27 protein-coding genes are annotated in these 25641 nt (G+C 70.1%); 16 read left to right on the forward strand and 11 right to left on the reverse strand.

Annotated elements, in window-relative coordinates:
* The first annotated feature begins 71 nt into the window (after window positions 1-71).
* The 3 genes from tesB to ACYQPG_RS07940 all read left to right on the forward strand — a co-directional run bounded on the left by tesB (window position 72) and on the right by ACYQPG_RS07940 (window position 3439).
* Window positions 72-971 carry an acyl-CoA thioesterase II gene (tesB, locus tag ACYQPG_RS07930; RefSeq protein ID WP_147939018.1) on the forward strand — a complete coding sequence of 300 codons (900 nt, stop codon included), beginning with the start codon at window positions 72-74 and terminating at the stop codon, window positions 969-971.
* A 551-nt stretch (window positions 972-1522) separates the two neighbouring features.
* Window positions 1523-1861 carry a P-II family nitrogen regulator gene (locus tag ACYQPG_RS07935; RefSeq protein WP_147855545.1) on the forward strand — a complete coding sequence of 113 codons (339 nt, stop codon included), beginning with the start codon at window positions 1523-1525 and terminating at the stop codon, window positions 1859-1861.
* A gap of 66 nt (window positions 1862-1927) precedes the next feature.
* Window positions 1928-3439 carry an ammonium transporter gene (locus ACYQPG_RS07940; protein WP_147906383.1) on the forward strand — a complete coding sequence of 504 codons (1512 nt, stop codon included), beginning with the start codon at window positions 1928-1930 and terminating at the stop codon, window positions 3437-3439.
* A gap of 497 nt (window positions 3440-3936) precedes the next feature.
* Here the strand turns inward: ACYQPG_RS07940 and ACYQPG_RS07945 are convergent, their stop codons facing one another.
* Window positions 3937-5103, reverse strand: a complete 1167-nt coding sequence (locus ACYQPG_RS07945; protein ID WP_461230689.1) for a phosphoserine transaminase — start codon at window positions 5101-5103, stop codon at window positions 3937-3939.
* Window positions 5104-5456: 353 nt separating this feature from the next.
* Window positions 5457-6185 carry a tRNA (guanosine(37)-N1)-methyltransferase TrmD gene (gene trmD, locus ACYQPG_RS07950; RefSeq protein ID WP_147939016.1) on the reverse strand — a complete coding sequence of 243 codons (729 nt, stop codon included), beginning with the start codon at window positions 6183-6185 and terminating at the stop codon, window positions 5457-5459.
* A gap of 74 nt (window positions 6186-6259) precedes the next feature.
* Between trmD and ACYQPG_RS07955 the strand changes: the two genes are divergently transcribed.
* Window positions 6260-6997 carry a class I SAM-dependent methyltransferase gene (locus tag ACYQPG_RS07955; protein WP_147939015.1) on the forward strand — a complete coding sequence of 246 codons (738 nt, stop codon included), beginning with the start codon at window positions 6260-6262 and terminating at the stop codon, window positions 6995-6997.
* Window positions 6998-7015: 18 nt separating this feature from the next.
* Here ACYQPG_RS07955 and ACYQPG_RS07960 read toward each other — a convergent pair whose 3' ends face one another.
* Window positions 7016-7822 (reverse strand): NAD(P)H-dependent oxidoreductase, encoded by an 807-nt coding sequence (locus tag ACYQPG_RS07960; protein WP_461230690.1) that lies wholly within the window; start codon window positions 7820-7822, stop codon window positions 7016-7018.
* Window positions 7823-7914: 92 nt separating this feature from the next.
* Here ACYQPG_RS07960 and ACYQPG_RS07965 point away from each other — a divergent pair, with 92 nt between their 5' ends.
* Window positions 7915-8835: a LysR family transcriptional regulator gene (locus tag ACYQPG_RS07965; protein WP_461230691.1), complete on the forward strand. Its 921-nt coding sequence runs from the start codon at window positions 7915-7917 to the stop codon at window positions 8833-8835.
* 48 nt (window positions 8836-8883) lie between these two features.
* Here the strand turns inward: ACYQPG_RS07965 and rimM are convergent, their stop codons facing one another.
* From rimM to ACYQPG_RS07990, 5 genes are read right to left on the reverse strand one after another with little or no spacing between them, the layout of a single operon-like run.
* The gene (gene rimM / locus ACYQPG_RS07970; RefSeq protein WP_147906390.1) at window positions 8884-9579 is read right to left on the reverse strand and encodes a ribosome maturation factor RimM; all 696 of its coding nucleotides are present in this window, start codon (window positions 9577-9579) and stop codon (window positions 8884-8886) included.
* 11 nt (window positions 9580-9590) lie between these two features.
* Window positions 9591-9953, reverse strand: a complete 363-nt coding sequence (gene rpsP / locus ACYQPG_RS07975) for a 30S ribosomal protein S16 (protein WP_007559476.1) — start codon at window positions 9951-9953, stop codon at window positions 9591-9593.
* 4 nt (window positions 9954-9957) lie between these two features.
* Window positions 9958-10293: a chorismate mutase gene (locus ACYQPG_RS07980; protein ID WP_147906391.1), complete on the reverse strand. Its 336-nt coding sequence runs from the start codon at window positions 10291-10293 to the stop codon at window positions 9958-9960.
* On the reverse strand, window positions 10290-11876 hold the full coding sequence (gene ffh, locus ACYQPG_RS07985) for a signal recognition particle protein (RefSeq protein ID WP_461230692.1): 1587 nt from the start codon (window positions 11874-11876) through the stop codon (window positions 10290-10292). The genes ACYQPG_RS07980 and ffh overlap by 4 nt, the downstream gene beginning before the upstream one ends.
* Before the next feature lie 18 nt (window positions 11877-11894).
* Window positions 11895-12122, reverse strand: a complete 228-nt coding sequence (locus tag ACYQPG_RS07990) for a glutathione S-transferase (protein ID WP_147906393.1) — start codon at window positions 12120-12122, stop codon at window positions 11895-11897.
* Window positions 12123-12421: 299 nt separating this feature from the next.
* On the opposite strand from ACYQPG_RS07990, the gene ACYQPG_RS07995 reads away from it, so the two are divergent.
* The 9 genes from ACYQPG_RS07995 (at window position 12422) to ACYQPG_RS08035 (ending at window position 19304) form a co-directional block, all read left to right on the forward strand.
* Window positions 12422-13051, forward strand: coding sequence for an ATPase (locus ACYQPG_RS07995; RefSeq protein ID WP_461230693.1), 630 nt, complete (start codon window positions 12422-12424; stop codon window positions 13049-13051).
* A gap of 401 nt (window positions 13052-13452) precedes the next feature.
* Complete coding sequence (locus tag ACYQPG_RS08000) at window positions 13453-14478, forward strand: aromatic ring-hydroxylating oxygenase subunit alpha (RefSeq protein ID WP_461232435.1); 1026 nt, start codon at window positions 13453-13455, stop codon at window positions 14476-14478.
* A gap of 105 nt (window positions 14479-14583) precedes the next feature.
* A complete protein-coding gene (locus tag ACYQPG_RS08005) occupies window positions 14584-14820 on the forward strand; it encodes a DUF6894 family protein (RefSeq protein WP_147856934.1) in 237 nt (78 codons plus the stop codon).
* Between the two features lie 76 nt (window positions 14821-14896).
* The gene (locus ACYQPG_RS08010; RefSeq protein ID WP_461230694.1) at window positions 14897-15958 is read left to right on the forward strand and encodes an MBL fold metallo-hydrolase; all 1062 of its coding nucleotides are present in this window, start codon (window positions 14897-14899) and stop codon (window positions 15956-15958) included.
* Window positions 15959-16090: 132 nt separating this feature from the next.
* On the forward strand, window positions 16091-17710 hold the full coding sequence (locus tag ACYQPG_RS08015; RefSeq protein ID WP_147939011.1) for an ABC transporter substrate-binding protein: 1620 nt from the start codon (window positions 16091-16093) through the stop codon (window positions 17708-17710).
* Window positions 17711-17810: 100 nt separating this feature from the next.
* A complete protein-coding gene (locus tag ACYQPG_RS08020; RefSeq protein WP_147906397.1) occupies window positions 17811-18062 on the forward strand; it encodes a hypothetical protein in 252 nt (83 codons plus the stop codon).
* 183 nt (window positions 18063-18245) lie between these two features.
* Window positions 18246-18659 (forward strand): CREC-EF hand family protein, encoded by a 414-nt coding sequence (locus ACYQPG_RS08025; RefSeq protein ID WP_147906398.1) that lies wholly within the window; start codon window positions 18246-18248, stop codon window positions 18657-18659.
* A 98-nt stretch (window positions 18660-18757) separates the two neighbouring features.
* The gene (locus ACYQPG_RS08030; RefSeq protein WP_461230695.1) at window positions 18758-18910 is read left to right on the forward strand and encodes a hypothetical protein; all 153 of its coding nucleotides are present in this window, start codon (window positions 18758-18760) and stop codon (window positions 18908-18910) included.
* 109 nt (window positions 18911-19019) lie between these two features.
* The gene (locus tag ACYQPG_RS08035) at window positions 19020-19304 is read left to right on the forward strand and encodes a hypothetical protein (protein ID WP_147939010.1); all 285 of its coding nucleotides are present in this window, start codon (window positions 19020-19022) and stop codon (window positions 19302-19304) included.
* Between the two features lie 42 nt (window positions 19305-19346).
* Here ACYQPG_RS08035 and pcaD read toward each other — a convergent pair whose 3' ends face one another.
* The gene (pcaD, locus tag ACYQPG_RS08040) at window positions 19347-20147 is read right to left on the reverse strand and encodes a 3-oxoadipate enol-lactonase (RefSeq protein ID WP_461230696.1); all 801 of its coding nucleotides are present in this window, start codon (window positions 20145-20147) and stop codon (window positions 19347-19349) included.
* Between the two features lie 276 nt (window positions 20148-20423).
* Between pcaD and ACYQPG_RS08045 the strand changes: the two genes are divergently transcribed.
* The gene (locus tag ACYQPG_RS08045) at window positions 20424-20852 is read left to right on the forward strand and encodes a DUF1810 domain-containing protein (RefSeq protein ID WP_461232436.1); all 429 of its coding nucleotides are present in this window, start codon (window positions 20424-20426) and stop codon (window positions 20850-20852) included.
* 4 nt (window positions 20853-20856) lie between these two features.
* On the opposite strand, the gene ACYQPG_RS08050 is transcribed toward ACYQPG_RS08045, so the two are convergent.
* Window positions 20857-23343 (reverse strand): PBP1A family penicillin-binding protein, encoded by a 2487-nt coding sequence (locus ACYQPG_RS08050; protein WP_461230697.1) that lies wholly within the window; start codon window positions 23341-23343, stop codon window positions 20857-20859.
* Window positions 23344-23486: 143 nt separating this feature from the next.
* A complete protein-coding gene (locus ACYQPG_RS08055; RefSeq protein ID WP_147939007.1) occupies window positions 23487-24146 on the reverse strand; it encodes an HdeD family acid-resistance protein in 660 nt (219 codons plus the stop codon).
* A gap of 197 nt (window positions 24147-24343) precedes the next feature.
* Here ACYQPG_RS08055 and ACYQPG_RS08060 point away from each other — a divergent pair, with 197 nt between their 5' ends.
* Window positions 24344-25609, forward strand: coding sequence for an HlyD family secretion protein (locus tag ACYQPG_RS08060; protein ID WP_419829138.1), 1266 nt, complete (start codon window positions 24344-24346; stop codon window positions 25607-25609).
* The last annotated feature ends 32 nt before the right edge of the window (window positions 25610-25641 follow it).

Genomic DNA, 25641 nt, shown 5'->3' on the forward strand with positions numbered 1-25641 from the left:
CCGAGCGCGTGGATCGCTCTGCCCGAAAGGCCTATGTCGCGTTTGGACGACGAACGGAAACCCCGCGACTCATGACCGACGCCACCACCGACGCGATGACCGACGCGGTCGCCGAGCTCATCGCCATCCTCGACCTCGAACGCCTCGAGGTCGACCTGTTCCGCGGCCAGAACCCGAAGACCGGCTGGCGCCGGGTGTTTGGGGGCCAGGTGGTGGCGCAGGCCCTCGTGGCCGCCACCCGCACGGTGCCGGACGACCGGCCGGCCCATTCGCTCCACGCCTATTTTATGCTGCCGGGCGATCCCCGCGCGCCGATCGTCTACGAGGTCGAGCGCATCCGCGACGGGCGCAGCTTCACCACCCGGCGGGTCAAGGCGATCCAGCACGGGCGGGCGATCTTCGCCACCACGATCTCCTACCAGGTCTCCGAGGGCGGGTTCGAGCACCAGCCGACCATGCCGGACGTGGCCGGGCCGGACGGCCTCCTCGACGGCAAGGCGCTGGCGGCCGCCGGTGCCGCCGGCATGCCGGAGGCTGTCGCCGCCTATTTCGGCCGCGAGCGCCCGATTGAGCTGCGCCCGGTCGATCTCGACCGCTACATTGCCCGACGCAAGGATGGGTCGCGCCCCGAGCCGGTCTTCAATGTCTGGTTGCGGGCGGCCTCGGCGCTGCCGGACGACCCCGCCCTGCACCGTGCGGTGTTGGCCTACGCCTCTGACATGACCTTGCTCGACGTGTCTCTGATCCCGCATGCCAGCTCGGTGTTCGACCCCGACATCCAGGCAGCCAGCCTCGACCACGCCTTGTGGTTCCACCGCCCGGTCCGGATCGACGACTGGCTGCTCTATGCTCAGGACAGCCCCGCCGCCGGCGGCGCGCGCGGCTTCGCCCGCGGCCAGATCTTCGACCGCGCCGGCAACCTCGTCGCGTCCGTTGCGCAGGAAGGTCTCATTCGACCCCACGGGGGATGAGGTCACAGCGCGGCACATCTTCGCGTCCGATCCGCGCGGCGGCGCCGGCCGGCTGAACTGCGCCGTCATCTCGGCGCGCTGAAGCCGCGCCTGGGATTCGGATCCGCGGCCGATTCCACGACTTACGCCACCTGCGTGTCTGGGCTTCGGGCTTCGCTCTGCGGCGCCGGACTGAGCGACGGGCGCGCGAGGCGATAGGGTTCTAACAGGGGCCCATAAGCGATCGAATCGTCCCTCGCCCGAGGATTAAGACGCCTTCGCCAACGTGCGTTGCAGAATTGCACCGCTGCCATGTGCCCATTTATCAATCGTTTGCACGTGTTCTAGGCAACCATCCGGCGCGGCCTGCCCACAGCTTCGCCTGATAGGTCTATTTGCTGGGCATAACCGCGCCCGCCTGAAAAGTTCCCTGCCAAGCTCGGGTGGCATAGTCCTTGAATAGCCCCGCTCAACCGCGGGCCAGCCCGGCTCGGCGGGCGGCTCGGATCGGGCCGCTGCGTGGATCGGGCGATGGCATCGGTTCCCAGGGACTCGGTTAGGGGGCGCCGCCCATGAAGATCGTGATGGCCATCATCAAGCCGTTCAAGCTGGAGGAGGTGCGCGACGCGCTCACCGGAATCGGCGTCCACGGCCTGACGGTGACGGAAGTGAAGGGCTACGGCCGCCAGAAAGGCCACACCGAGATCTACCGCGGCGCGGAATACGCGGTGAGCTTCCTGCCCAAGCTCAAGATTGAGGTCGCGGTCGCCTCCGACCTGACCGCCAGCGTCATCGACGCCATCGCGGCGGCGGCCCGCACCGGCCAGATCGGCGACGGCAAGATCTTCGTGCTGCCCCTCGAGAAGGCGGTGCGCATCCGGACCGGCGAGACCGACGCCGACGCGCTCTGAGCCGGCCCGCCGACAGCCTCAACCTTTACGCAACGCGCAACGCATCGTGACCGGAGCCACCTGTCCATGAAAGTCCGTAACGCCTTGATGCTCGGCTTGGGAGGCGCGGCGCTCGCCGCCCTCCTGATCGAGCCATCCCTCGCGCAGACCCCGGTTCCGGAAGCCGCCTCCGCGGCGCCGGCCGCCGCGGCCGTGCCGCTGCCCAACAAGGGCGACACCGCCTGGATGATGATCTCCGCGGCCCTCGTGCTGCTGATGAGCGTGCCGGGCCTGGCGCTGTTCTACGGCGGCCTCGTGCGCACCAAGAACATGCTGTCGGTGCTGACCCAGGTGTTCGCGATCGTGTCGATCGTCGGCCTGCTGTGGGTGTTCTACGGCTACAGCCTCGCCTTCACCAACGGCGGCGGCATCAACGACTTCGTCGGCGGCCTGTCGAAGGCGTTCCTGAAGGGCATCGACGCCAACTCGACGGTGGCGACCTTCTCCAACGGCGTCGTGATCCCCGAATACGCCTATCTGTGCTTCCAGATGACGTTCGCGATGATCACCCCGGCGCTGATCGTCGGCGCCTTCGCGGAGCGGATGAAGTTCTCCGCCCTGGTGGTGTTCACGATCCTCTGGGTCACACTCATCTACTTCCCGATGGCCCACATGGTCTGGTACTGGGCCGGCCCGGATGCCGTCGGCAACGCCGCCAAAGCGCTGGCCGCCGCCACCGACGACGCCTCGAAGGCGACCGCCCAGGCGGCGCTCGACGCGGTCAACAAGGATGCGGGCTTCCTCTTCCAGAAGGGTGCCCTCGACTTCGCCGGCGGCACCGTGGTGCACATCAACGCGGGCATCGCCGGCTTCGTCGGCTGCCTGATCATGGGCAAGCGCATCGGTTACGGCCGCGACCTGCTCGCCCCGCACTCGCTGACCATGACCATGATCGGCGCCTCGCTGCTGTGGGTCGGCTGGTTCGGCTTCAACGCCGGCTCGAACCTCGAGGCCAACGGCACCGCCGCGCTGGCGATGCTCAACACCTTCGTGGCGACCTGCGGCGCCGCGGTGGCGTGGCTGTTCGCCGAGTGGGCGCTCAAGGGCAAGCCGTCGCTGCTCGGCATGCTCTCGGGCGCGGTAGCCGGCCTCGTGGCCGTCACCCCGGCCTCGGGCTTTGCCGGCCCGATGGGCTCGATCGTGCTCGGCCTCGTGGCCGGCGTGGTCTGCTTCGTGATGTGCTCCACCGTGAAGAACGCGTTGGGCTACGACGACTCCCTCGACGTGTTCGGTGTGCATTGCATCGGCGGCATCCTGGGCGCCCTGGCGACCGGCATCCTGGTCGATCCGAACCTCGGTGGCGTCGGCATCCCCGACTACACCTCCAAGCCGGGCGAACTGGCAGTCGGCGCCTACGACATGGTGAGCCAGCTCATCATCCAGGCGGAGGCGGTCGGCCTGACCCTGCTGTGGTCCGGCATCGGCTCGGCGATCCTCTACAAGCTTGTCGACCTGACGATCGGCCTGCGTGTGACCCAGGAAGAGGAGCGCGAGGGCCTCGACATCGCCGACCACGGCGAGCGCGCCTACAACTACTGAGAATGAACGGCGCGGCCCTCCGGGGTCGCGCCGCTGACATGAAAACCCCGGCTCCGCGAGGGCCGGGGTTTTTTGTCTTCATGTTGTGCCGTCGACCGACGCGCCGAAGCACGCCCGACGTAGATCCGGTCCACACCGTCAGTGCGCAGCGACGCAACCCGGTGATACGCCGCATCCGGAGATTGCACGCCGCGCCGAATTGCTGCGCGGAGCTCGCGAGGACGGCGGACTGACGCGGGGGAGGGCGGAATCCGATGGCGGCATCGACGGCGACCTTCCGGCCAGCCTGCGCATGCCGCCCGGTCTCATGATCACCGTATCCGCTTCGAAAGAAGCAGTCGCCATTGTCGTGCAGAGGCTTCGCGAGGGGCGGCGTGAAATCGGTCACGCAGCGTCTACGCGTAGCGGACGGCGGCGCGGCGCGTCCTGGTGGGCCTCGTCGCACGACGATACGCGTCGCGCGAAGCGGTCGGCGCGACGAGTCGGCGGCGAGTGCGCTACGCCGCCTGGGCCAGTGCCGCCTTCTCCTCCGCGAACGCCCAGTCCAGCCACGGCGTCAGCGCTTCGAGGTCGGCCGTCTCCACCGTCGCGCCGCACCAGATCCGCAGGCCGGCCGGGGCGTCGCGGTAGGCGCCGATGTCGAGGGCGACGTCCTCGCGGTCCAGGCGCTCGACGATACCCGATGCGAGCGCCGCCACCGCCGCGTCGCCGCGGGCGAGCACGTCCGGGTCGGCGATCACCAGGCAGACGCCGGTGTTCGAGTAGGTCGCGGGGTCGACCGCCAGCGGCGCGATCCACGGGGTCCGGGCGACCCAGTCGTAGATCGCCTTGGCGTTGGCGTCGGCCCGGGCGTGGAGCGCCGGCAGGCCCCCGATCCGCACGGCCCAGTCGAGGGTGTCGAGGTAGTCCTCCACCGCCAGCATCGAGGGCGTGTTGATCGTGTCGCCCTTGAAGATGCCCTCGATCAGCTTGCCGTCCTTGGTGAGCCGAAACACCTTCGGCAGCGGCCAGGCCGGGACGTGGCTCTCCAGCCTCTCGACCGCCCGGGGCGAGAGCACCAGCATGCCGTGCGCGGCTTCGCCGCCCATCACCTTCTGCCAGGAGAAGGTCACGACATCGAGCTTGTCCCAGGACAGCGGCTGCGCGAAGGCCGCCGAGGTGGCGTCGCAGATGGTCAGGCCCGCGCGGTCGGCGGCGATCCAGTCGCCGTTCGGGACCTTCACGCCGGCGGCGGTGCCGTTCCAGGTGAAGACCACGTCGTTATTCCTGGTGTCGATCGCCGACAGGTCCGGAAGCACGCCGTAGGGCGTCTGGTGGATCCTGGGCGCGATCTTGAGCTGCTTGAGCGCGTCGGTGACCCACTCCTTGCCGAAGGCCTCCCAGGCGGCGACCTCCACGGGCTTGGGCCCGAGCAGCGTCCACATCGCCATCTCGACGGCGCCGGTATCGGAGGCCGGCACGATGCCGATGCGGTAATCGGCGGGCACCTGCAGCACCGAGCGGGTCAGGTCGATCGCCCGGCCGAGCTTGGCCTTGCCGATGCTGGAGCGGTGCGAGCGGCCGAGCGCGGCACCGTCCAGGGCGGCCGGGCTCCAGCCCGGACGCTTGGCGCAGGGGCCGGACGAGAAATGGGGAACGCGCGGGCGCCTGTCGGGTCGGCTCATCGTCGGATCCATCCTTGCAGATGGGCGCTCCTCGGCGGGGAGGAGTGTCCCGGAACCGCGCATGCGCCCAATCCGGGCCTCTGGCAAGCGCTTGTCCGGGTTGCAGTCTTCGGTGCGTGCCCCTGCCCGGGACAGGCTGTTCGGGCCTACGGAACCGTCGATTAATCTTGGGTCGTTAGCCTTAATGGCGTGCCGTGTTGCGTTCGAGGTACGCTGATGTCTTTCCACAGTGCTGCGATATTATCGGCCTGGTCGGTTTTACTTATGGTTATCGGCGCGTTAGCGACCCGCCTCGCCCTCGCGGGCCGGCTCCGGTCCTCCACCGTACAGCCCTTGCAGCTCGATCCGCTGGACTACGAGTGCGACGGGCCCGTGATCGATCTGGAACCCGCCTGAAGGTCCGGGCGCCGCTCGGCGGTGATGCGTTCGGCCTCCGCCCGCCGCCACCGGGCGATGGCTCCGTGATTGCCGCCCGACAGCACCTCCGGGATCGGCCGGCCTTCCCAATCGCGGGGCCTCGTGTAGTGCGGGTATTCCAGGAGCCCGCCCTCGAAGCTTTCCTCGACGCCCGATTGCGCCTTGCCCATCACACCGGGCAGGAGCCGGACGCAGGCGTCGAGCACCACAAGGGCGGCGATCTCGCCCCCGGACAGCACGTAATCGCCGATGGAGACCTCCTCCAGGCCGCGGCCGGCGATGACCCGCTCGTCGACGCCCTCGAACCGGCCGCAGACGATCAGCGCCCCGGGGCCGGCGGCGAGGTCCCGCACCCGGGCCTGGCTGAGCGGCCGGCCGCGGGGCGACATCAGCAGCCGGGGCCGCGAATCGTCCGCCCCGGTCGCGGCGTCGATGGCGGCGGCGAGCACGTCGCAGCGCAGCACCATCCCGGCGCCGCCGCCGGCCGGCGTGTCGTCCACCGAGCGGTGGCGGCCGAGCCCGTGCTCACGGATGTTGCGCGCCTCCAGGCTCCAGTCGCCCCGGGCGAGCGCGTCGCCGGACAGCGACACGCCGAGCGGGCCCGGGAACATCTCCGGGTAGAGAGTGAGGATCGTGGCCCGCCAGGGCGTTTCCGCGCGCGTCATGGCGCTTGATCGCGCGCCGGGTGCGGCACGGTCAACGGCCCGGGCACCGTTTGGTCCCCGGCGGGTTGTCGGCGATGATCCGGCGCACCCTTCTCCTCACGGCCCTCTTGGCGGGACCTGCCCTCCTGGCGGGACCGGCCCTCGCGGCCGGGCCCCTGGCGCCCCCGGGCGCCCCCGCCGGGGCGTTCCCCAAGCCCGACCGGCCCGTGGCCGAGATCGTGGCGCCGCAATGGTCGGCGGAGGCCGCGCGCGACAAGGCAGGCGAGTTCGAGGCTGTCGCCCGTGGGATGGGCATCGCCTCAGGCGAGACGGTGGCCGATATCGGCGCCGGCAGCGGCTATTACGTGGTGCGCCTGAGCCCGCGGGTCGGGCCCGGCGGCAAGGTCTTGGCCGAGGACGTGACCCCCGCCTATCTGGCGAGCCTCGAAAAGCGCGTGACGGCGCTCGACAACGTCACCGTCGTGCGCGGCGAGCCCCACGACCCGCGGCTGCCGCCCAACTCGGTCGATGCCGCCATCCTCGTGCACATGTACCACGAGATCGCCCAGCCCTTCGGCCTGCTGCACAACCTCGCCCCGGCGATGCGCCCGGGCGGCCGGGTCGGCATCGTGGACGCCGACGACATCCCGTCGCGGCACGGCACCCCGCCGGCGCTCCTGCGCTGCGAACTCGCCGCCGCCGGTTACCGCGAGACGGGGTTTCACCCCCTGAACGGCGGTGCCTACCTGGCGGTGTTCGCGGCCCCTGCGCCGGATGAGAGGCCGCGCCCGGAGACGATCCGCCCGTGCCGGGATGCCGCGACGCCGCGCTGAGCGGTCCGGATCGTGCGGTCAGGGCGTGTCGGCGGTGCCCGGCAGCGCCGTATCGAGGTGGGCCGCGAAACCGGTGAGATGCGGGACCAGGTCGGGCCGCAACTCCATGGAGGGGATCGCGTAAGCGCCGCCGTTCTGCCGTCGGAACGGGATGGGATCCGTGCTGAACAGCGCGCGCATCCGGGCCCGAAGGCTCTCCGCGGAGGCCGCGAAGCCGCTCTCGCTCATGCTGTCGGCCCGATACACGACGAAATGCGGGAGCACGGCGTAGCCCGGGTAGAACAGCACGCCGTGCTGGATCGGGAACAGCAGGTCATCGATCGGCCCGTTGATCCCCCGGGGGCCGTAATGCGTCTCCCAGCCGCCGGCCGTCACCACCAGCATCGCGCGCTTGCCGGCGAGGGTGCCCTCGCCGTAACGGTCGCCCCAGCGGGTCTCGCTGTGCTCGCCCACCCCGTAGGCGAACCCATAGGCGTAGACCCGGTCGATCCATCCCTTCAGGATCGCCGGCATCGAAAACCACCAGAGCGGGAACGCCAGGATCAGCGCATCCGCCCAGAGCAGCTTGGCCTGTTCGGTGGTTACGTCGTCGGTCAGGGTCCCGGTGAGGAACGCCGCGCTGGATGCGGCCGGGACCCGCAGGCGCGCCGCGTCCGGCAGGATCGGGAAGTCGGCCCGATCGATGGCACTCTTCCAGCCCTCTGCGTAGAGGTCGGTGACGCGGACTTCGTGTCCGTCCGACTCCAGTTGGTCCACCGCCGCGCGGCGCAACGCGTTCGTCAGCGATGCCGGATCCGGATGGGCTGAGACGACGAGAATCTTCATGAGGCGGGCTCGCTGGGGAGGAAGAGCCGCGAAGCTAGAAGGCCGCCAGGCCATCCGGTAGACGGAACGGCGGGATAGGATCGTTCCGCGCAATGGATCAATCGAGCGTCACGCTGGAGCGGATGCGGAGCTTCGTCCGCGTGGTCGAGCGTGGCAGCCTATCGGCCGTGGCGCGCGAGCAGGGCGTCGGTCAATCGACCGTCAGCCGGCACGTGGCCGAACTCGAAGCCGCCCTGGGCGCCAGCTTGCTGAACCGGACCACGCGGCGGGTCACCCTGACCGACGAGGGCACGCGTTTCCACACCGAGGCGCGCACCATCCTGCGGATGGTCGAGGAGGCCGCGGACGGCGTCCGGAACGCGGGGGGCGGCCTGACCGGCACGGTGCGCGTGTCATGCACGGCGGCCCTGGGCGTTCGACACGTCTGCCGGGCGCTGTTCGCAGTCCAGGATCACTATCCGGGACTCAGCGTCGATCTCGGTTTGACCGACGAGCGGATCGACCTCGTGCGCGAGGCGACGGATGTCGCGATCCGGCTCGGCCCGCTGGCGGAGAGCAGCCTGCAGCGCAAGGCCGTCGGTTGCTCGCGCCGGATCCTGGTGGCGTCCCGGCGCTATCTCGCAGATCACGGCCGGCCCGAGAAACCGGACGACCTGGTGCGGCATTCAATCATCCGCATGAGCAACGTTGCCGGCAGCGACACGCTGTGCCTGTACGGGCCGGACGGCGCGACATCCCGCGTCCCAGTGGGCGGCCGCTTGCTGGTCGACCACGGCTTGGCCGCCCGCGAGGCCCTGGCGCAGGGGCGTGGCATCGCGGCCGCCCATATCTGGCTCGTGGACGATCTGCTGGCGGCGGGGGCGATCGAGCACGTCCTGCCGGACTACGCGCCCGCGCCGGTCCAACTCTCGATCCTGATCGTGCCGGGCCGCATCCGCATCCGGCGTATCCGTCTGGTGGTCGATGCCCTGGCGGCCGCGCTTGCCGAGCTTCCCGGAATCGACAGGCCCTAAGCGGTTGGCCGATCACGCACCGGCCCCAGCCTGAGCCTGTCAAAACACTCAGCCCGGATCGTCGGCCGGCTTCTCGCCCACCGGCGCGAAGAAATCCTCGGGTAGCACCACGGTCACCCGCCGCTGCGCGAGGTCGAGGACCGGCACGAACGCCTTGGTGAAGGGCAGCAGCGCCGTGGCGCCGCCCGCGGCGGGCTTGAGCTCGAGCAGGTCGCCGCCACCGTAATTCGGAACCGCGACGACCGTGCCGACGACGTTGCCGGCCTCGTCCACCGCCGTGGTCCCCACGAGGTCGGCTGCATAGACCTCGTCGTCGTCGTCGGGCTCCGCGAGGCGGTCGCGGGGGATGAACAGGGCGACGCGGTTGAGCGTCTCGGCAGCGCTGCGGCTGCCGATATCCTTGACCCGGGCGATCAGGATGTCGGGGGAGGATCCCGGGGCGGTGCGCACGGCCGACAGGGTCAGCGTGCGATTGTCGGAGGTCATCAGCGGGCCGTAGCCGGCGATCGCCAACGGATCGCCGGTGTAGGATTTCAGGCGGATCTCGCCGTTGAGCCCGTGCGCGCGGCCGAACTCGCCCAGGAGGACGAGGTTCGGGTCGGGCGGCACGGGCGGGGCCACCGGCTTGGGGGCCGGTGCCTTGGGCGAGGTCGCGGCCTCGGGCGCGATTGCGCCGATAGCCGTGCCAGCGCGGCCACGGCGACCGCCGTCGCGGGAGGATGGACCAGCGGGGCGGCGTGCCATGGCCTCGAGCCTCAGGCCGCGGCGTCCTCGGCGGGCGCGGCGGCCTTCTCGGCGCGCTTGGTCGCGCGCTCCTTGGCCTTCTCGCCGGGCTCGGCCTTCTGCGGGTTGTTGCGCGTCGGGCGCTTGGCGAGGCCGGCTTGGTCGAGGAAGCGCAGGACCCGGTCGGTCGGCTGCGCGCCCTTGGCGAGCCAGCCCTGGATCTTCTCGGCGTCGAGCTGGATCCGGGCCGGATCGTCCTTGGCCTTCATCGGGTCGTAGGCGCCGACCTTGTCGATGAAGCGGCCATCGCGGGGGGCGCGGGCGTCGGCGACGACGATGCGGTAGTACGGACGCTTCTTGGCGCCACCGCGCGTGAGACGGATCTTCAGGGCCATTGTCTTAGGACTTTCTCTGTTCGTCGACCGACGGCGCATGGTTGGCCGCGATCGTCTGGTGGTGCCGGATGACCTCCTTGACCACGAAGGCCAGGAACTTCTCGGCGAAGTCGGGGTCGAGCTTGGCTTCGACCGCGAGTGTGCGGAGCCGGGCGACCTGACGCGCCTCCCGGTCCGGATCGGAAGGGGGGATCCCCTTTCGGGCCTTGAGCTCGCCGACCCGCTGCGTGCAGCGGAAGCGCTCGGCGAGCAGATGGATCAGCGCCGCATCGAAATTGTCGATGCTGTCGCGCAGGCGGGCGAGTTCGGGATCGACCGCTTGGGCAGCGAGGACGCTCATTTCTTCTTCCCCGGCATGAAGCCGCCGAGACCGGGCAGCTTCGGGCCGCCGAGGCCGGGAAGCCCCGGCATCTTCGGCATTCCACCCAGGCCGCCGCCCAGTCCGCCTCCGCCCAGGCCCGGCGGCATCGGCGGCAGCTTGCCGCCGAATTGCTTCTCGATCTGCGCGATCTGCTCGGGCGTCGGCTCGGGCATGCCCGGCGGAAGGCCTCCCGGCATGCCGCCGCCCATGCCACCGCCGCCGAGACCGAACATCGAGCCGAGGGCCTGCCCGATGCCGCGCTTGCCCGAGCCCATCGCCTTCATCATGTCGGCCATGGTCCGGTGCATCTTCAGGAGCTTGTTGATCTCCGAGACATCGACGCCGGAGCCCGCCGCGATGCGCTTCTTGCGGGAGTTCTTCAGCAGATCGGGGTTCTTCCGCTCGTGCGGGGTCATCGACGAGATGATCGCCCGCTGGCGCTTGAACATCTTCTCGTCGAGGTTGGCGCCCTCGACCTGCTTCTTCATGGCGCCCATGCCGGGCAGCATGCCCATCAGGCCGCCGATGCCGCCCATCTTCTCCATCTGGGCGAGTTGCATGGAGAGGTCCTCCAGGTCGAACTTGCCCTTGCGCATCTTCTCCGCGGTGCGGAGCGCCTGCTCGTGGTCGATGGTCTCGGCGGCCTTCTCGACCAGGGAGACGATGTCGCCCATGCCGAGGATGCGGTTGGCAACGCGGGCCGGGTGGAACTCCTCGAGCGCGTCGACCTTCTCGCCGGTGCCGACGAGCTTGATCGGCTTGCCGGTGACGGCGCGCATCGAGAGCGCCGCGCCGCCGCGGGAATCGCCGTCCATGCGGGTGAGCACGATGCCGGTGACGCCGAGCCGTTCGTCGAAGGCGCGGGCGGTGTTGACCGCGTCCTGGCCGGTCAGCGCGTCGGCGACCAGCAGCACCTCGTGGGGCCGCGTCGCGGCCTTCACCTCGGCCGCCTCGACCATCAGGGCCTCGTCGACCGTGGTGCGGCCGGCGGTGTCCAGCATCACCACGTCGAAGCCACCGAGGCGGGCCGCCTCCATGGCGCGCTTGGCGATCTGCACCGCCGACTGGCCGGCCACGATCGGCAGGCTCTCGACGCCGACCTGCTTGGCCAGCACCGCGAGCTGCTCCATGGCGGCCGGGCGGCGGGTATCGAGGGAGGCCAGCAGGACGCGGCGCTTCTCGCGTTCGGACAGGCGCCGGGCGATCTTGGCGGTGGTGGTGGTCTTGCCCGAGCCCTGGAGGCCGACCATCAGGATCGGCACCGGCGCGGGGGCGTTGAGGTCGATCACCTCGGCATCCGTGCCGAGCATCGCCACCAGCTCGTCGTTGACGATCTTGACGACCATCTGGCCGGGGGTGACCGACTTGAGCACGACGGCGCCGACCGCCTTCTCCTTCACCCGGTCGGTGAAGCCGCGCACGACCTCCAGAGCCACGTCGGCTTCCAACAGGGCGCGGCGGACCTCGCGCATCGCCGCGGTGACGTCGGCTTCGGTCAGGGCGCCCCGGCGGGTGAGCCCCGAGAGGATGCTGGACAGGCGGTCGGACAGGCCTTCGAACATGGTTTTTCCGACCCGCGCTTACTGTTCGAGACCGGCGCGCTCGACGCGGCGCGCCTGGAGGGCGGCCTCGAAGCTGCGCACGGCGCTCGCGAACTTGTCCCGGCACTCCGGATTGCAGAACCCGACCACCGCGCCGTTGTAGAGCGTCAGCGAGTCGGCCGAGATCGGCTTGCCCGACCACGGGCAGGTCTCGTTGATCGCATCCGCGATATTCAATGCGGCTGGGGTCACGGCGACTTGGGTCATGCGATAAGCCTCGACCGGCGGAGCCCGGCGAAGCGGATCGGCCCAACACAGATCGCGCCCGAGGGCGCGAACGCGCTGTCGGGCGTTGACCTCCGGCCTCAGGGGCCGGTCGGCTTCGTGTCGTGACGATCTGCTACGGATCGGAAGCGCGGGGTAGCGGCAGCCACCGCAAAAGTCAATTTTCGGTATCCCGCCCGCGAACCATCTCACGGTTGAAAGGACCAAGTGCCATTAACTTTTACGGATCGTTAAGCATGTTGCGACTCTGATCGGGCAGCACCCGTTCAGGACGACCGCCGATGTCGGAACCCGCCCGCACCCTGCCGCCGCACGAGACCGGCAGCCGCATCGCCCCCGGCCCCCTGCGGGACTGGCTGGCGACGATGAAGACCCACAGCCCCGCCGAGCAGCATGGCGACGACCGCCCGTATGAGGCTGAACCGGATACCAAGGCCCCCCGGGCCGCCGAGGCGGCCTGGTCGCCGCGGCTCGTGGCGCAGCCCGAGGCGCCCGGCGCGGTCGCGGAGGATGCGGACGTGTCCGAGTTGATGGCCGAGAACATGATGCTCAAGGCCAAGCTGAAGCTCGAGGCCGACCGCCAGACCGAGCTGCAGGCGATCCTGGCCGAGGAGATCCGGGCGCTGCGGGACCATATCCGCGAGGAAATCGGCTCGATCGAGGACCTGCGCGCCGAGCAGGAGGAGGTTCGCGCCGAGCGGGAGGAGTTCCGGAGCGAGCGCGAGCGGTTCCGTCAGGAGCGGGAACACATGCGGGCCGAGCGCGACCGCGCGGTCACGGAACGAGACGGGCTGCGGGCCGAGCGTCACGCGATGGCGGCCGAGCGCGACGCCCTGCGCGAGGAGCGCGACCTGTGGCGCGCCCGGACCGAGGCCCTGGCCCAGCCGCTGTTCCAGGCCCCGAAGCGCTGAAGACACCTCCTGAAAAGCCGAAGGGCCACCCGTGAGGGTGGCCCTTCCATTGCCGAACCGTCATGTCCGGCGGAACTGTCCCGAAATCGGGGCTCAGACGCGTCTTAGAGCGACTCGCCGGAGGCGACGGTCCAGGTCCGGTAAGCCGAGACTGACGGCTGATGACAATGAGACACTGGATCACCTCCTTTCGTTCGTTGCGGGTGATGCGAAGGTAGGTGGCCGGACCCGGCTTGTGAAGCCCCGTGGCTGCGCCCGTTTGTCCTCCCCGTGCGCCCGCTTTCCCGCTCCGGCTGCCGGGCGTATGACGAGCCCACCGAGGTCAGCCCGAACCGCCGTTGAACGCGCCCGTCACGCCCCTGCCGCGTCCGCCCGAGGATGCAGCCCTCGATCCCGAGGCCATGCGTCAGCCGCTCGGCAACGCGTGGTACTGCGTTGGCCAGTCCCGCAGCCTCGGCCGCACCGGGCTCCGCGCCGTGGAGCTGAACGGCGAGCAGATCGTGCTCGGCCGGGCCCCTGACGGGACCCCGTTCGCGCTGCGCGACCGCTGCCCGCATCGCGGCATGGCCCTGTCGAAGGGCCGCTTCGACGGCGACACCCTGATGTGCCCGTTCCACGGCTGGCGCTTCGGCACGGACGGGCGCTGCCGGGACGTCCCGACCCTGTCCGAGCACGACGCCGCCGATTTCTCCCGCATCCAGGTCCAGCGCTTCCCGGTACGGGAGAGCGCCGGGTTCCTGTGGGTGAACCCGCATCTCGGGCCCGCCTCCGGCGACGTGCCCGCGGTGCCGGAGCTGGATTTCGAGCCGGCCGGCTCCCTGGTCGTGGAGCTCGTGGTCGAGGCGTCCTACGATCTCACCACGCTGAGTCTGGTCGATCCCGGCCATGTCGCCTTCGTGCACGACAGCTGGTGGTTCCGGCCCTCGAAGCAGCTGCGCGAGAAGGTCAAGACGTTCCAGCCGGTGCCGCACGGCTTCGTCATGACGAGCCACGCCACCACGACGAGCTCACCAGTCTACCGCCTGCTCGGCGGCGTGCCCGAGGTCGAGATCGAGTTCCGGCTGCCCGGGGTCCGGTTGGAGCGCATCCGCGCGGGTGACAAGCGGGTGGCCAACTACACCTTCGCCACGCCGCTCACGCCGGACCGGACGATGCTGACCAACGTCCTGGTGTGGAGCATGCCGGCGCTGAACCTGCTCAAGCCCATCGCGCGGCCGCTGATGCGGCAGTTCCTCACGCAGGACCAGGAGGTGCTTCAGCACGCGCAGGACGGCCTGGACCGTAAGCCGACCATGGTGCTGTTCGGACAGGGCGACCTGCCCTCGCAATGGTATTTCCGGCTCAAGCGCGAAGCCCTGGACTCGGCTCGCACCGGGCGCCCGTTCGAGAATCCCCTGGAACGGCGCGAGCTGCGCTGGCGGTCCTGATTTATAGGGCAGTTATTGGGCTCTATTCAGGGCGAGTAACGCTCTATTAACCACACTTTGCGCAATGATTTCCTAGACCTATTCCTCTCGAGACGCTGCGCGCCGATGCCCCGTTTCTACATCGACCTCCATGACGGTTCCCAGCCGGTCCGCGACGAGGTCGGCTTCGACCTGCCGGACCTGCCGGCCGCCCGCGCCAAGGTCACCCGGATCATGTCGGCGATCGCCCGCGACATGCTACCCGACGTGGAGCGCCAGGATTACGTCGCCTGCGTCCGCGATACGGTCGGCAAGGTCGTGTTCCGCGCCCGCCTGTCGCTCGCCGCCGAGGCCGTGGAGTGAGGCAAAAGCGGGCCTGAGGCTCCCCGTCGCGGTGGCCGGAGCTTGACCACGGCGCCGGGCCGGCCATTTCCCAACCATGAAACGGCGCAGCCTGCTCACGGTCGCGAGTGCGGCCACGGTGATGACGCTCGGCGGCGTCGGCTATGCCGCCCACCGCCGGGGCAAGAACCCCTATTATCGCGGCCCGGAATCGGACCATTTCGACGGCCTGCGCTTCTTTTTGCCGGACCAGGCCACCGACAAGTCGTTGCCGGACGTGCTGCGCTGGCAGGCCAAGCGGCAGCGCGAGCCCTGGCCGAAGAGCTACGTGAGCCCGTTCCCCGCGGACCGTCCGCCCGAGCGCAGCGGATCCTTGCGCGTCGTGCTAATCGGGCACGCGAGCTACCTGGTGCAGGTCGCCGGCCGCAACATCCTGATCGATCCGGTCTTCGCCCGGCGCGCCAGCCCGGTCCGGTTCGCCGGACCGAAGCGGGTCAACCCGCCCGGGATCGCGTTCGCCGACCTGCCCCCGATCGATGCGGTGCTGATCACCCACAACCATTACGATCATCTCGACGGGCCGAACCTCGCCCGGATCTGGCAGGCCCACCAGCCGCTGATCGTCGCGCCGCTGGGCAACGACACGATCCTGCGCAACTTCGACGACACGATGCACGTCGAGACCCGCGACTGGGGTGAGTCGGTGGATCTCGGCGACGGTCTCGCCGTCCACCTGGTGCCGGCCAACCACTGGTCGGCCCGCGGCGTGCAGGACCGGCGCATGGCGCTGTGGTGCGCCTTCGTGATCACCTCGGCCCAGGGCGTCCATTACCATGTGGGCGATACCGGATTCGGCGACGGCGGGCTGTTCCGCGACATCCGCGCCCGGTTCGGGGCGCCCCGCCTCGCGACCCTGCCGATCGGTGCCTACGAGCCGCGCTGGTTCATGCAGGCGCAGCACGTAAACCCGGCCGAGGCCGTGGAGGCCTTCGCGCTGCTCGGGGCCGACCAGGCGCTCGGCCACCATTGGGGCACGTTCCAGCTCACCGACGAGGGCATCGAGCGGCCCGCAGAGGCTCTGGCGGCGGCCTTGGAGGCGCACGGCATCGCTCCCGAGCGCTTCCTGGCGCTGCGGCCCGGGCAGGTCTGGGGAGCCTGAGGCGCAGAATACCGACCGCCGCCGCGCTGGGCACGATGCATGCAGGATACCGTATGCAGCCTGCCTGCGGTGCGTCTCGATGACGGGGGCGACCGCCGGCCGGCCGCGCGTCCCCTTCTGCCGAGAGACCCGATGGACCCGATCAAGCCGACACGCCGCTCGCTCATGGCCGGGGGCGCCGCCCTGGCTGCGCTCGGCACCGCGGGCCGGGCCGGCGCGCAGGGCGCGGCCGCCGGCAGCCTGACCTACGGCATCTCGATGACCGACCTCCCGCTCACGACCGGCCAGCCGGATCGCGGCGCCGGCGGCTACCAGTTCACCGGCCTGACCCTGTACGATCCCCTCGTCGCCTGGGATCTGGGCATTGCCGACCGGCCGGGCCGGATGGTCCCCGGTCTCGCCACCTCCTGGGCGGTCGACGCGGCGGATCCGAAGGTTTGGGTCTTCCACCTGCGCGAGGGCGTGGCGTTCCATGACGGCTCGGCCTTCGACGCCGACGCGGTGATCTGGAACTTCGACAAGGTGCTCAACAAGGAGGCACCGCATTTCGACCAGCGGCAGGCCGCCCAGGTCCGCCCGCGGCTGCCGGGCGTCGCGAGCTACCGCAAGCTCGACGCGAAGACCGTCCAGGTGACGACCAAGAACCCCGACAGCCTGTTCCCCTACCAGATGCTGTGGTTCCTGATCTCCTCGCCCGCCCAGTACGAGGCGGTGGGGCGCGACTGGGCGAAGTTCGCGTTCCAGCCCTCGGGCACCGGCCCGTTCAAGATGGGCCAGCTGGTCCCGCGGGTCCGCCTCGAGCTCCTGCCGAACGCCGGCTACTGGAACCCGAAGCGGGTGCCCAAGCTCGCGAAGCTGACGCTGACCTGCGTGCCGGAGGACCTCGCCCGGGTGAACGCGCTGCTCTCCGGCAACGTCGACCTGATCGAGGCGCCGGCCCCCGACGCGGTGCCGCGCCTCAAGTCATCCGGCATGCGCGTCGTCGGCAACGACACGCCCCATGTCTGGAACTACCACCTGTCGATGCTGGAAGGCTCGCCCTGGCGGGACGTGCGCCTGCGCAAGGCCGCCAACCTCGCCATCGACCGCGACGGCGTGGTCCAGCTTCTGGGCGGCCTCGCCCAGCCGGCGGTGGGCCAGATGCAGACGTCGAGCCCGTGGTTCGGCAAGCCGAGCTTCCAGATCAGGACCGACGTCGAGGCGGCGCGCAAGCTCGTGGAGGAGGCCGGGTTCTCGGTGAAGAACCCGGCGAAGGCGACGATCATGATCCCCACCGGCGGGACGGGGCAGATGCTGTCCCTGCCGATCAACGAGTTCGTCCAGCAGAGCTGGGCCGAAGTCGGCATCCAGGTCGAGTTCAAGACCGTCGAGCTGGAGGTCGCCTACACGGCGTGGCGCCAGGGCGCGGCGGATCCGAGCCTCAAGGGCGTCACCGCCGGCAACATCGCCTACGTCACCTCGGATCCGTTCTACGCGATCCTGCGCTTCTACGATTCGAAGCAGATCGCCCCGAGCGGCGTGAACTGGAGCCACTACCGCAATCCCGAGGTCGACGCCCTCTGCGACAAGGTGAAGGCGAGCCTGGACCCCGAGGAGCAGAACAGGCTGCTGGCCCGCATCCACGAAATCGTCGTCGACGACGCGGTGCAGGTTTGGGTGGTGCACGATACCAACCCGCACGCTTTGTCACCGCGGGTGAAGAACTATGTTCAGGCGCAGCATTGGTTTCAGGACTTGTCGACGCTGGCCTGAGACAGCCGGGACCTCTGCGACGCCGCGGGAGATGCCTGGGCGAATCGGGAACGATCGTCGCGAGACTGTGTTGGGACCCCAACGCACGAAGGAGTGTCCCATGAAGACCCTGCTCGCCGGCGCCATCCTGGCCGCCTCCCTCGCGACTGTCGTCCCGGCTTCGGCCCAGCGCATCGATATCGGACCCGACGGTCCCAGCGTCGACCTGCGCTCGCGCGGTCAGCGGGAGCGGGATTTCCGCCGGGACGAATACCGCCGGGATCGTGACCGCGCCGATGACGACGACCGGATGTATCGTCGCCAGCGATTCGAGGACGACCGTCCGGCGGTTCGCCGCGGCTACGGTTACTGATTCGGGCTGTCCACAGCTTGCGTGACTGAATGCGTTTTGAGGGGTCGGCCCAGGCCGACCCCTTTTTCGCGTCGTTCGTCACCCGGAAGACGTGCGACTGGCCTGCCCTGCCAATTTCGCACTTGCAGCATTGTCTGGGCGAGACTAGGAAGATCCCGCATCGAGTTTCGGGAGAATTTGGCAATGACCCTTCGGTTCATCAGTGGTTTCGCGGCTTTTGCCTTCGCCGTTTCCGGCCTCGCCGTCCCGGCCGCCCTCGCCAAGCCGGTGACGGGCGCCAGCGCCGTCAAGATGATCGACACCGACAACGACGGGACCGTCGACCTCAAGGAAGTCGAGGCCGTCGCCTCCGCGACCTTCGACCGCCTGGAGAAGGATGCCGACGGCACCCTCGACGCCAAGGAGCTGAAGGGTCGCCTGAGCAAGGCCGGCCTGAAGCAGGCCGATCCGGACAACGACGGTACCGTCGACAAGAAGGAATACCTCGCGGCCGTCGGCGAGCGCTTCAAGATGGCCGACCCGGACAACGACGGCACCCTCGACGCCAAGGAGCTGAACTCCAAGGCCGGCAAGGCGCTGCTCGCCCTCGTCAAGTAACGTTGCGTTAATACTGATTGCGCGCATCGAAGATGCAGGCGCCCCCGTGGATCTCTCCGCGGGGGCGTTCTTGCGTTCGAACCGGGAATGCCATGTGGATGGCCGGCAAGCTGGCGTCACTGCTATTACATCCCTCGGTTGTAATCACCTTCTTCTTTGATGATGTCGGGATCGACCTTTCCGACGGCGTAGCCTGCGACAATCCCGCTTTGAAACCGTTATGCCTGCAAGATGGGCAGGGGGACGGTTGACTGATCGCAACCTGTAGGTGCAGTTTGGAGCCGGTTGGGGGACCGAACCATGCGTAAGGACACGCCAGACGACGTCACGAGCCTCGAATTGCTTGCAGAGATGCGGGCCATGATCGACGCCGCGCGCCAGGTCATCGAAGGCTCGCAGGTCACCCGTGTCGGGCCGGTGGGCGAATCGGCGGCCGCTCCGGTGCCGACACACGGGGCAGACGCGCCGCACGATCCCGCGGACCTGCTCGGCGACATCAGCGACAGCCTGCTCGACGCCTATCAGTTCGCGAAACACGACGGCGATCCGCTGACCATCGCGCTGATCGAGAAGGTCCTGTTTCATGTCGGGCGCCGGCTCGCGCGGGGCATGACGCCCGCCGAGGCCGGCATTCCCTGCCACTGACGCCTCGTTCAAGGCGATGGCCGGCTTGAGGGTCGCCGGTCCTCAGGCGCTGCCGGCCTCGATGCGATCGAGGAACGCCCGCAGGTAGCGTCCGGCGGCGTCGGCGCGCTCGACCGCCAGGAGGTGCGCCGCCCGCGGCAGTACCACGAGTTCGGCTTCGGCGATGCCGGCGCAGAGCGCCTCGGCCATGGCGGGGGGCGTCGATGGGTCGTCGCGCCCGGCCATCACCAGGGCCGGGGCCGCGATCGCGGACAGGGCGGGCCGAAGGTCCATCCGGCCGATGACGCCGCAGCATACCGCGTAGCCGACCGGATCGCAGGCGACGAAGCGCTCCCGCACGGCCCGCATGGCGCCGGGTGAGTGTTCGGCGAAGGCGGGGGTGAACCAGCGCGCCAGCGTCGCATCGACGAGCGCACCGGTCCCCTGCATCCGCGCCGTATCGGCACGCTCGTCCCAGCTCTGCGTGCTTGGAAGATGCGCGGCCGTCGCCATCAGGGTCGCGCTCGTGCAGCGTTCCGGATCGGCGCTGGCCAGCGCCTGCACGATCATGCCGCCGAGCGAGAGCCCGACCAGATGGGCGCGGGCGATCCCGAGCGCGTCGAGGAGCCCCGCGAGATCGCCGGCTAGGTCCGCGATCTCGGTCGGCCGGTCGCACGTCTCGGAGCCGCCATGCCCGCGGGTATCGTAGCGCAGGGTCCGGAAACGGCCGGCGAGCGCCGGCAGCAGGGCGTCCCACATGTCCAGGGTGGCACCGAGCGAGTTCGAGAACGCAACCACGGGGGCGTCCTCGGGCCCCTCCAGGAGATAGCGGAACGCGAGTCCCCGGACGGTGATCTTCGGCATCAGACGTCTCCGTGTACGGTTGCATCCGGACCGGTGCCTCCCACCGGCCGACGGCACGTCCCGCCGAGATAGGTCGTCCGCCGGCAGCGATCAGCGCCCGTCCGGATAATCCGGCCGCCCGGGAGAGCGCGCCCGGCGTTCCAGTTCTCGATCATGAAGCCGGTGAGCGTGTCGAGCATCCGGTGCTACTGGCGCGATCCCCCGGCCGCGCGTCGGCCGCACGCATCCGGGCGCCCGCTACCGGGTTGGTGTGGTGCAGCCCGGAGCCGGATCATGATGGCCGAACCCTACGATCTCGACCGTTTCGTCGCCGCCCAGGCGGGCGTCTACGACCGGGCCCTCGCGGAATTGCGGGCCGGGGAGAAGCGCAGCCATTGGATGTGGTTCATCTTCCCGCAGATCGCCGGCCTGGGCTCCAGCCCGATGGCGCAACGCTACGCGATCGGCACCCTGGACGAAGCGCGGGCCTACGGCGCGCATCCGGTGCTCGGCGCGCGGCTGCGCGCCTGCACGACGGCGGTGAACGGCGTCACCGGCCGCACGGCCCACGCGATCTTCGGCTCCCCGGACGACATGAAATTCCGCTCCAGCATGACCCTGTTCGCGCGCGCCGCGCCGGAGGAGCCGGGTTTCGACGCGGCTTTGACGCGGTATTTCGACGGCGAGCCCGACCCGCGGACGCTCGCTAAGCTCGGGCACCCTTAACCGATCACCGGCCCCATAGGCCGACGCGCTCCGCCCGGGCCTGCTCCTCGGCGCCGAGGAGGTCGGGGGGCGCATCGTCCGAGGCCCGGGCGCCGCCCGCGGTGAGGATCAGGGCGGCGAGGTCGTCGCCCTCGATCCGGCACCGGCCGGCGGCATCCTCGGACACGCTGCAGACCACCTCGCGGCGACGCAGGTACTTGGCGAGCTGCCGGGCGAGATGCCCGCGCTCGCCCACGACGCCGAGGAGGCGCACGGTCCGCCCACGCAGCGACAGGGTCCCGGTGTCGATCACCTCGGGCACGCCCCGGATCTCGCTGGACGCGACAGGGATCGGCTGAGGGGCCGGCTGCGGCGCCGACGCGACGGCCGGGGCCGGCTCGGCCCGTTCCGCCGACGGGCGCGGACGGTTCTTGGCGAGCTGGGCGGAGGCCCGCTGGATGAAATCGTGGAAGATCCCGGCCGGCATCTCGCCGCCGAACATCCGGTTCATCGGGCTGTCGTCGTCGTTGCCGATCCAGACCCCGACCACGAGGTCCGGGGTCATGCCGACGAACCAGGCGTCGCGGAAATCCTGGCTGGTGCCGGTCTTGCCGCCGATGATCTGGCCCGGCACCCGCGCCGCCCGGCCGGTCCCGGAATCGACCACCGCCTGGAGCGAATCGAGCATCATCTGGCGCGGCTCCTGCCCCAGGGTGGTGGCCGGCGCCGGCTCGGCCCGGACGTAGAGCGGCTGCGGGCCCGCCCCGCGAATCGCGTGGATGCCGAAGCTCGCGAGCGGCGCGCGGCCGGACAGCACCGAGCCGTAGGCGCGGGTCATCTCCAGCAGGCTGACGGTGCCGGAGCCGAGGACGAGGCTCGGCACGTTCGGCAGCTCGGACTGGATCCCCAGCTTGCGGGCGGTGGCGATCACCGCCGGGATGCCGACATCCTGCCCGAGCTGGGCCGCCACTGTGTTGATCGATAGCGCGAAGGCGGTCCGCAGCGGCACAGGGCCGCGATAGCGCCCGTCGTCGTTCTCGGGCTCCCAGTCGCCGATGCGCACTGGGCGGTCGTCCATCACGCTCTCGGGCGTCAGGCCCTGCTCGTAGGCGGTCAGATAGACCAGGAGCTTGAACAGCGAGCCCGGCTGGCGCTTGGCCTGGACCGCGCGGTTGAACTGGCTGTCCTCGTAGTCCCGGCCACCCACCATCGCGAGGATCGCGCCGGCCTTCGACAGCACCACCATGGCGGCCTGGCCGACCTTGCGCTTGGCGCCGTCCTTGTCGAGGCGCCGGGCGACGACGCCCTCCGCGAGGCTTTGCAGGTCGAGGTTGAGAGTGGAGCGCACGGTCATGTCGCCGTCGGTGCCGGCGAGCCGCTTCACGTCGCCGGCAATCATGTCGAGGAAGTAGTTGGTGCCGGGCGGCGCCTCGGGCGGAGACTTCAGGGTGACGCTCTGCTTGCGCGCGGCGTCGGCCTCCTTCTGCGTGATCGCCCCGGTCTCGACCATGGCCTGGAGCACCACGTCGGCGCGCTCCTTCGCGCCGCCGAGGTTGCGGGTCGGGGCGAGCTGCGAGGGCGCCCGCACCAGCCCGGCCAGCATGGCCGCCTCGGGCAGGGTCAGCGCCTTGGCGGGCTTGCCGAAATAGCGCCGGGCGGCCGCGTCCGCCCCGTAGGCGCCGGCCCCGAAATAGGCGGTGTCGAGGTAGCCGAGCAGGATCTCGTCCTTGCTCATGGTCGTCTCGACCCGCAGCGCGAGGAACGCCTCCTGGACCTTGCGCCAGAGCGTCTTCTCCTGGTTGAGCGAGGTCAGGCGGACATATTGCTGCGTGATCGTCGAGCCGCCCTCGCGCACCCCGCCACCCGCGGCGTTGCGCCAGGCGGCGCGGGCGAGCCCGCGCAGGTCGATGCCCCAATGGCTGTAGAACCGGCGATCCTCGATCGCGACGATCGCCTTGGCGAGGTTCGCGGGCAGGTCGGCGGCGGTGAGCTTCTGGCCGCGGAAGCTGCCCCGGGTGGCGAAGACCCGGCCGTCATCGGCCTCGACGGTGATCGCCCGTTGGCCGGTATCGACGATCGCCCCACCCAGCGGCGGAAGGGTCACCAGGGCGGCCAGCAGGTAGACCGCCAGCGCCAGGGCCGGCAGCAGGATCGCGGCCCCGGCGGCGAGCAGAACGGGCCGGCGCCGCAGGCGGGCGAAGCGGCGGGCGAAGCGGCCGTGACCTGCCGCGACGCGCGGTACCGTGTTCGCCGCAGCGGGCCGATCGGCCGCGACGGGCTGCGCGCGGTCACGTCGACGGGTCAGGGCGCCGGCGATGCCCGAGAAACCAGAACGCCCGGCTTGCAGGACGCCGCGTCCGGCGGCGGCGATCAGGATCCACAGGTGGCGGAAAAGGTCGCGCGCGGCGCGTCCGGCCTCGCGGGCCGCCCGGCGCGGGTCCGACGTGTCGGCCCCGGGATCCCGCGCGGGGCCCGGATCGGTCGGTGCGCGCTCCGGCGCGTCTGGCGTCATCGCGATGCGTGTTCCGGGACCGGACCGTCCGGTCGAGGCCGCGTTCTAAGCTGCATTCGGGTGCGTGTCCCGCCGACAAACGAACGAGGCCCGGTCGCGGCGACCGAGGCGCCGCGACCGTGTGCCCCGCGCAACGCAAACCGCTACCGCCCGGCGACCGGTCCGGCCATCCCGTGGCGGCTGCGCAGCTTCACCGCGAGGATCAGCAGGAGCACGCCGAACGCGAACGTGTAGGCGCCGATCCACCAAGTCAGGACCAGGGCGGACATGCCGGGCTCCAGGATCAGCGCGATGCCGAACAGGATCGAGACCAGGCCGCCGAGCCCCAGCCACCAGCGCCCGTAATGCAGGTGCAGCCTGAACGCGGCCGCGATCATCAGGCCGCCGGTCACGAGCGCCCAGGCGGCGAGGAGCAACACGAACGCCCAGACCGCGGCGGCCGGCACCAGCACGGCAGCCACGCCCACGACGACGTCGACGATGCCCTCGATCAACAGGAAGCCCCAGCGCTCGTGCCGCTGCGCCGCCCGCACCGCGCCGACGATGGCGAAGAGTCCGTCGACCAGCATGTAGGCGGCAAACAGGAACACCAGCGACAGCACGAAGGCCTGCGGCGCCGCGAAGGCGACGATCCCGAACAGGATCGCGACGACGCCGCGCAGGGCGATGAGCCACCAGTTCCGGGCGAGCACCGTGCTCATGGCGTCCAGCCGGGCGGTGCCGGTGAGGGGGATGCCCGAAGACGACGTCGCGGTCGAGCCGACGCCGGATCCCGGTGGTCTCGGGGACGGGGTGCTGGTCATGGCGGAACTCCGAAGCGCGTCGGGCGCATGCCCGGCCGACCCGCCCGCTGAACGCTGCACTGCGACAAGCGTTCCTGATCGCGGCCGCCGCCGGGCCGGAACCTTGCCGCGGCCGCCGGCTTTTGCTGACCGAGGCGGGCACGAACAGAGCCCGGCCGCCGCAGGGTGGCCGGCCGATCCCGTGGTGATGAGACGCCATGTTTGACGATCCGCGGCAGGCAGCCGAGTCCGCGTCCCATCCGCTGCCGGCCGACAGCCGGCCCGAGCCGCCCGCTCGCGACATCCTGGACCTAGGCCGCAACGACACGCCCGAGACCGCGCGCAAGCCGTCCCAGGACGACGACCGCCGTGCGCCCGAGGCAGACGCCGACCAGGATGGCGACCAGGAGGACGGTGGCTCCGAGGACGGTGAGCAGGACGAAGACGAACGGCGCCCGAGCGTCCTGCGGCGTCATCCGGTGGCGTTCATCCTCGGAGGCCTCGCGGTGGTCGCGCTCGGCGTTGCCGTGTTCTTCTACTGGTTGCTGTACATGCACCCCTACGAGAGCACCGACGACGCGTTCGTCGATGCCCGCAGCATCTCGGTCCAGCCGAAGGTCGGCGGCTATCTCGTCGCGGTGCCGGTTACCGACAACCAGCACGTCGATGCCGGGCAGATGCTGTTCCAGATCGACCAGCGCGACTACCAGATCGCCCTCGAGCAGGCCAAGGCGCAGGTCGTGGCCGACGAGGCGGCGATCAAGAACATCGATGCCCAGGTTCAGGCCCAGTACGCCAACATCGACGTGTCGAAGGCTCAGGTCGCCACCGCCGAGGCGGCGCTGAAGTTCGCTCAGGAGGATGCGGCCCGGTACAAGGATCTGGCGGAGCGCGGATCGGGCTCGGTCCAACAATCCCAGTCGGCCACCTCGACGCTGCAACAGCGCCAGGCCTCCGTGCAGAGCGCCAATGCGAGCGTCGTCGCGGCGCAGAAGCAGATCGGCTCGCTCCAGGCCCAGAAGGCCTCGACGGAGGCGCAGCTCGCCCGCGACAAGGCGCAGGTCGAGCAGGCCGAGCTGAACCTCGGCTACACGACGATCCAGGCCGTTCAGCCCGGGCGCGTGGTCCGTCTGACGGGCGGCATCGGAGCCTACGCGCAGGCCGGCCAGAGCCTGTCGATGTTCGTGCCGGACGACATCTGGGTGACGGCGAACTACAAAGAGACGCAGATCGCCGACATGCGTCCCGGCCAGCCGGTGGACCTCGCGATCGACGCCTATCCGAGCCGCAAGATCCACGGCACAGTGGCCTCCGTCCAGCCGGGTTCGGGCACTGCCTTCAGCCTGCTGCCAGCCCAGAACGCCACCGGCAACTACGTGAAGGTCACGCAGCGCATCCCGGTGAAGATCGTGGTGAAAGACTGGCCGACGGACGTGTCGATCGGTCCGGGGATGTCGGTCGTGCCCACCGTCACGGTCCGGTGACCGCGATGGCCGGAACCGGCCGGTCCTCCGGA

It is taken from the genome of Methylobacterium sp. CM6246 (assembly GCF_054818005.1).

What these genes read in the sequence shown, in the direction of transcription:
- ACYQPG_RS07945 (WP_461230689.1), bottom strand. Translation starts at nt 5,103, where the DNA reads ATGAGCCGACCCGACAGGCGCCCGCGCGTTCCCCATTTCTCGTCCGGC.
- ACYQPG_RS08020 (WP_147906397.1), top strand. Translation starts at nt 17,811, where the DNA reads ATGAAGACCCTGCTCGCCGGCGCCATCCTGGCCGCCTCCCTCGCGACT.
- trmD (WP_147939016.1), bottom strand. Translation starts at nt 6,185, where the DNA reads ATGACGCGCGCGGAAACGCCCTGGCGGGCCACGATCCTCACTCTCTAC.
- ACYQPG_RS07960 (WP_461230690.1), bottom strand. Translation starts at nt 7,822, where the DNA reads ATGAAGATTCTCGTCGTCTCAGCCCATCCGGATCCGGCATCGCTGACG.
- ACYQPG_RS07935 (WP_147855545.1), top strand. Translation starts at nt 1,523, where the DNA reads ATGAAGATCGTGATGGCCATCATCAAGCCGTTCAAGCTGGAGGAGGTG.
- rimM (WP_147906390.1), bottom strand. Translation starts at nt 9,579, where the DNA reads ATGGCACGCCGCCCCGCTGGTCCATCCTCCCGCGACGGCGGTCGCCGT.
- ACYQPG_RS08010 (WP_461230694.1), top strand. Translation starts at nt 14,897, where the DNA reads ATGAAACGGCGCAGCCTGCTCACGGTCGCGAGTGCGGCCACGGTGATG.
- ACYQPG_RS08030 (WP_461230695.1), top strand. Translation starts at nt 18,758, where the DNA reads ATGGCCGGCAAGCTGGCGTCACTGCTATTACATCCCTCGGTTGTAATC.
- ACYQPG_RS07965 (WP_461230691.1), top strand. Translation starts at nt 7,915, where the DNA reads ATGGATCAATCGAGCGTCACGCTGGAGCGGATGCGGAGCTTCGTCCGC.
- ACYQPG_RS07990 (WP_147906393.1), bottom strand. Translation starts at nt 12,122, where the DNA reads ATGACCCAAGTCGCCGTGACCCCAGCCGCATTGAATATCGCGGATGCG.
- ACYQPG_RS08000 (WP_461232435.1), top strand. Translation starts at nt 13,453, where the DNA reads ATGCGTCAGCCGCTCGGCAACGCGTGGTACTGCGTTGGCCAGTCCCGC.
- ACYQPG_RS07980 (WP_147906391.1), bottom strand. Translation starts at nt 10,293, where the DNA reads ATGAGCGTCCTCGCTGCCCAAGCGGTCGATCCCGAACTCGCCCGCCTG.
- rpsP (WP_007559476.1), bottom strand. Translation starts at nt 9,953, where the DNA reads ATGGCCCTGAAGATCCGTCTCACGCGCGGTGGCGCCAAGAAGCGTCCG.
- ACYQPG_RS07955 (WP_147939015.1), top strand. Translation starts at nt 6,260, where the DNA reads ATGATCCGGCGCACCCTTCTCCTCACGGCCCTCTTGGCGGGACCTGCC.
- ACYQPG_RS08015 (WP_147939011.1), top strand. Translation starts at nt 16,091, where the DNA reads ATGGACCCGATCAAGCCGACACGCCGCTCGCTCATGGCCGGGGGCGCC.
- ACYQPG_RS07995 (WP_461230693.1), top strand. Translation starts at nt 12,422, where the DNA reads ATGTCGGAACCCGCCCGCACCCTGCCGCCGCACGAGACCGGCAGCCGC.
- ACYQPG_RS08025 (WP_147906398.1), top strand. Translation starts at nt 18,246, where the DNA reads ATGACCCTTCGGTTCATCAGTGGTTTCGCGGCTTTTGCCTTCGCCGTT.
- ACYQPG_RS08060 (WP_419829138.1), top strand. Translation starts at nt 24,344, where the DNA reads ATGTTTGACGATCCGCGGCAGGCAGCCGAGTCCGCGTCCCATCCGCTG.
- pcaD (WP_461230696.1), bottom strand. Translation starts at nt 20,147, where the DNA reads ATGCCGAAGATCACCGTCCGGGGACTCGCGTTCCGCTATCTCCTGGAG.
- ACYQPG_RS08005 (WP_147856934.1), top strand. Translation starts at nt 14,584, where the DNA reads ATGCCCCGTTTCTACATCGACCTCCATGACGGTTCCCAGCCGGTCCGC.
- ACYQPG_RS08045 (WP_461232436.1), top strand. Translation starts at nt 20,424, where the DNA reads ATGGCCGAACCCTACGATCTCGACCGTTTCGTCGCCGCCCAGGCGGGC.
- ACYQPG_RS08055 (WP_147939007.1), bottom strand. Translation starts at nt 24,146, where the DNA reads ATGACCAGCACCCCGTCCCCGAGACCACCGGGATCCGGCGTCGGCTCG.
- ffh (WP_461230692.1), bottom strand. Translation starts at nt 11,876, where the DNA reads ATGTTCGAAGGCCTGTCCGACCGCCTGTCCAGCATCCTCTCGGGGCTC.
- ACYQPG_RS08050 (WP_461230697.1), bottom strand. Translation starts at nt 23,343, where the DNA reads ATGACGCCAGACGCGCCGGAGCGCGCACCGACCGATCCGGGCCCCGCG.
- ACYQPG_RS08035 (WP_147939010.1), top strand. Translation starts at nt 19,020, where the DNA reads ATGATCGACGCCGCGCGCCAGGTCATCGAAGGCTCGCAGGTCACCCGT.
- ACYQPG_RS07940 (WP_147906383.1), top strand. Translation starts at nt 1,928, where the DNA reads ATGAAAGTCCGTAACGCCTTGATGCTCGGCTTGGGAGGCGCGGCGCTC.
- tesB (WP_147939018.1), top strand. Translation starts at nt 72, where the DNA reads ATGACCGACGCCACCACCGACGCGATGACCGACGCGGTCGCCGAGCTC.